Source organism: Asticcacaulis sp. (genome assembly GCF_027484505.1).
GTDB lineage: Bacteria > Pseudomonadota > Alphaproteobacteria > Caulobacterales > Caulobacteraceae > Asticcacaulis.
Genome location: NZ_JAIXSV010000078.1, coordinates 1 through 4,364, shown reverse-complemented (window position 1 = coordinate 4,364; position 4,364 = coordinate 1). Strand labels below are relative to the sequence as shown.

4 protein-coding genes are annotated in these 4,364 nt (G+C 61.2%); 2 read left to right on the top strand and 2 right to left on the bottom strand.

Going from position 1 to position 4,364, the window contains the following annotated elements; translation table 11 throughout:
* Together Q0072_RS04560 and Q0072_RS04555 are read right to left on the bottom strand one after the other, a co-directional pair.
* Nucleotides 1-1,298, bottom strand: a 1,298-nt coding sequence (locus Q0072_RS04560) for an AAA family ATPase (protein WP_298326355.1), incomplete at its 3' end; no start/stop codon positions are given.
* Nucleotides 1,299-1,354: 56 nt separating this feature from the next.
* Nucleotides 1,355-1,732, bottom strand: coding sequence for a response regulator (locus Q0072_RS04555; protein WP_298326353.1), 378 nt, complete (start codon nt 1,730-1,732; stop codon nt 1,355-1,357).
* Nucleotides 1,733-2,147: 415 nt separating this feature from the next.
* Between Q0072_RS04555 and Q0072_RS04550 the strand changes: the two genes are divergently transcribed.
* Both Q0072_RS04550 and Q0072_RS04545 read left to right on the top strand, forming a co-directional pair.
* The gene (locus tag Q0072_RS04550) at nt 2,148-2,987 is read left to right on the top strand and encodes an alpha/beta hydrolase (RefSeq protein WP_298326358.1); all 840 of its coding nucleotides are present in this window, start codon (nt 2,148-2,150) and stop codon (nt 2,985-2,987) included.
* Between the two features lie 79 nt (nt 2,988-3,066).
* Nucleotides 3,067-4,364: catalase (locus tag Q0072_RS04545; RefSeq protein WP_298326351.1), on the top strand; the 1,298-nt coding region annotated here is incomplete at its 3' end.

The following is a 4,364-nucleotide window of genomic DNA, read 5'->3' as shown; positions in this document are numbered from 1 at the left end:
TTTCCGGAGGTGCGCCGGTGGATCATTTCACCGATATCGCCCATCTGCGGCACGTTACCGGGCAGTGAGGCACGGATAGCCCGGCGGGTGTCTTCAAGCGAAAGCGGACTGACGACCAGTTCCGTGAACGGGCTCTGCCCTGATCTAGCCAACCCGATCAACCGGGCCAGCTCTGCGGTTATCTCATCACCGTCCCGATACGCCCCGATCAGGCACAGCTGTTCTGGTGCACGGCTGATCACCGCGCCGATTACTCCCAGAGTCAGAGCGTCCGCCCACTGCAAGTCATCGAAGAACAACACCAGTGGCCGGGCCGAGGTCGCAAAGAACTCCAGGGTCCGACAAATGGCGTTTTGCGTGCGCGACAGGGCAATCTGCGCGGAAACCTCTGCCAGAGGTGGTGTCACCCCCAGCACCGGTTCGGCTTCGGGCACGAGATCGACAATCGCCCGGCCATGCCCCTCAAGCTGTTGCGTCAGTTGTACACGGGCGCTTTCGATCTCGTCTTCGCCGGCACTCAGCAAGCGGTTGAACAGGATGCGTAAGACCTGAGCCACCGCGTCATAAGGTTTGTCGCGTTGAAGCTTGTCGCTTTTACCCGCCGCTGAGGCTACACCCGCGGTTTTTATGGCGTAGTGAACCAGCGAGGTTTTTCCGATCCCGCCTGGACCGGACACAAAAGCCATCGCGTGCTTCCCCTCACGCGAAACGCGACCGATCACGGCTTCGATCTGCCTGACCTGTTCGGAGTGTTCAAGCAGCCCATCGGTCTGGTCGAAGCGAAAGGGAGCCTCTGAGCCCCCCGGCTCGAACCACGGCAAATTGCCCTTACTGTTCAAAGCGCTGGCGCAAGCCGCCAGATCGACATAAAGGGCCTCGGCGCTGATATACCGGTCAGCGGGGTCCTTGTTGAGCAGTCTCAGGACAATCGCGTCGATCAGTGGCGGAAGACTGGCAATGAAAGCACTTGGGGGACGCGGCTCGATAGCCAGATGCGCATGTCGCCATTCCGCCCTGTCCACAGCGTCGAAGGGCCGCCGCCCGGTGAGAATCTGATAAAATAAAACCCCCAGTGCGTAGAGATCACTGGATGGGGCGTCCTGATGGACAGCGGAACCATGCAGGCGTTCGGGAGCCGTGTATATATAGTCTTCGCCCAGAAGCCACTGTGGGTCCACGCGCCCCGGCGGGATCAGCCCGGCGATGCCTGACATCCCCAAAGCCTCACCCTTCAGGTGGCTCTGAGTCAGGCTCTGCGCGGCCCCGACCGCGACATCGAGAAAGGCGGCGAGGGACAACGGTCCCGTACCTGTGGGGCGGACGTGCGCTTCAGGTGAATTCACAGCGCCCCCGTTCATAGCTGCTCGTTGTCCTCGTCCAGCGCGGCCAGCACCAGCGCAATCAGCTTGTCACCATCGAGCGGCTTTTCAAGGAGGCCCGAGGTCTCCAGCGGCTCTATCTGCGTCAGAAGAGTCGGTGTGGCGAAGGCGGTAATCAGAATAACGGGCACACGGTCTCTGGCCTGTCTCAGGACGCGAAGCAGATCAAGGCCGGACATGTCCGGCATCTGAATATCCGTAATGAGGCAGGCAATGTTCTTGCGATTGGCCTCAAGGAACTGACGCGCCGATGCAAAGTTAAGTGTGAAAATACCGAAAGAGTTGAGCAGACTTGCCGTCGCCATGCGAACCATCTCGTCGTCATCCACAATGGCTACCAAGCCTTTGGGCATTCACCTACTCCCTACATATAGACGCGCCTGAACACGACGCACGCCTTACCGCATCATAACCGGGCCTGCGGGATAAATCAGGACAAACCTTGGTATAGGTATAACCCATCCCATGTAGGCCCCGCCCCCTATCTAGGTTCGATTTCCCGTATGGCATTTCAGCGGCAAGCTGATGAGGCTGGCAACCAGGGGGCATGCCGAACACCTCGGTGAACCCTGTGGCGGCTTTGCGGATCTCAACCTGCATCGGAACCCTCTCATGACAAATCCTTACCAACCCGGCCGGCGACAGGTGATGGGCGGCGCTATGGCGCTTGCCACCACGGCCGCGGTCACACTGGCAGCCCCTGCCCAAGCCGGCACGGGCAAAACCAAACCCGCAAAACCCTCATCCTCACCTTCAGGAGCCCATTCCATGCTCAATGGCAGCTATCTTACCACCCGCGACGGCGTTCAGATCTTCTTCAAGGACTGGGGCCCCAAGACTGCGCAACCCGTCGTCTTTCACCACGGCTGGCCTCTGACGGCCGACGACTGGGACGCCCAGATGCTGTTCTTTCTGGCCAATGGCTACCGCGTGATTGCCCACGATCGCCGCGGGCATGGTCGCTCGACCCAGACCGACAGCGGTAATGAAATGGATACCTATGCCGACGACGTGAACGCCCTGGTGGTCGCCCTCGACCTCAAGAACGCCATCCACGTCGGCCACTCGACCGGCGGCGGCGAAGTGGCGCGTTATCTGGGTCGTCACGGGACGAAGCGCGCGGCCAAGGGCGTGCTTCTGGGGGCTGTGCCGCCGATCATGCTCAAGACGGCGGCTTATCCGAATGGCCTGCCCCTGTCGGTGTTCGATGGCTTCCGCATGGCGGTGGCCAGCAACCGCGCCCAGTTTTTCCGCGACGTGCCGTCGGGCCCCTTCTACGGCTTCAATCGTCCGGGTGCCAAGGTGCAGCAGGGCGTGATCGACAACTGGTGGCGTCAGGGGATGATGGGCGGCAGCAAGGCGCATTATGATTGCATCAAGGCCTTCTCGGAAACCGACTTCACCGAGGACCTTAAGAAAATCGACATCCCGGTCCTCGTCATGCACGGCGAAGACGATCAGATCGTGCCCATCGAGAATTCCGCGAAACTGGCCGTCAAGCTGCTGAAAAAAGGCACGCTTAAGACCTATCCGGGGTTTTCACACGGCATGGCGACGGTGAATGCCGACACCATTAACGCGGACCTGCTCGCTTATTTTAAGAGCTAGCCCTGTTATCCGGGGACCGCCGTCACCCCCGCACGCGCGGTCCCCTCTTCCCATACTTTCCATTCGTTCGGAGGCGACCATGACCACGCCATTACTGACCACGACGGCGGGTGCGCCGGTGGCGGACAATCAGAACAGCCTGAGCGCCGGGCCGCGCGGGCCTTTGCTGATGCAGGACTATCAGCTCGTCGAAAAGCTGGCGCATCAGAACCGTGAGCGCATCCCGGAGCGCGTCGTCCACGCCAAGGGCTGGGGCGCGTTCGGCACCTTCACCGTCACGCACGACATCTCAAAATTCACTCGCGCCCGCGTCTTTGAGTTGGGGGCCACCACCCCGCTGCTGGCGCGCTTTTCCACCGTGGCCGGCGAACTGGGCGCCGCCGATGCCGAGCGCGATGTGCGCGGCTTTGCCCTCAAATTCTACACCTCAGAAGGCAACTGGGACCTCGTCGGCAACAATACGCCGGTCTTCTTCATCCGCGACCCGCTGAAGTTCCCGGATTTCATCCATACGCAGAAGCGTCATCCGCGCACCAACCTGCGCTCCTCCACCGCCGCCTGGGATTTCTGGTCCCTGTCGCCCGAAGCCCTGCATCAGGTGACCATACTGATGTCCGACCGCGGTATCCCCACCGATCCCATGCACATGAATGGCTACGGCTCGCACACCTATAGCTTCCTCAATGCCGACAATGAGCGCTTCTGGGTCAAGTTCCACTTCAAGACGCGTCAGGGCCACGCCCACTACACCAATGCCCAGGCCGCCGATGTGATCGGACAGTCGCGCGAAACCTATCAGGAGGCCCTGTTCGGGGCCATCGAAGCCCACCAGTACCCGAAGTGGGACGTCAAGGTGCAGATCATGCCGGAACTGGAGGCCGACACCACGCCCTACAACCCGTTCGACCTGACCAAGGTGTGGCCGCACAGCGATTACCCGCTGATCGACGTGGGCGTCATCGAGCTGAACCGCAACGCCTCCAACTACTTCGCCGAGATCGAGCAGGCGGCCTTTTCGCCGTCGAACATCGTGCCCGGCATCGGTTTTTCACCGGACAAGGTGTTGCAGGCGCGCCTGTTTGCCTATGCCGACGCCCACCGCTACCGTCTGGGAACGCACTATGAGGCCCTGCCGGTCAATGCGCCGAAATGCCCGGTGAGCCACTATCATCGCGACGGCTCGATGCGCTTTTTCGACAATTTCCAGTCGAACCCGGACGCCTATTACGAGCCCAACAGCTTCGGCGGCCCCAGCGAAGCCCCGCAATACCGCGAACCGCCGTTGCGGATTACAGGCGATGCCGACCGCTACGATCACCGCGAAGGCAATGACGACTACAGCCAGCCGCGCGCCCTGTTCAACCTGTTCGACGACGG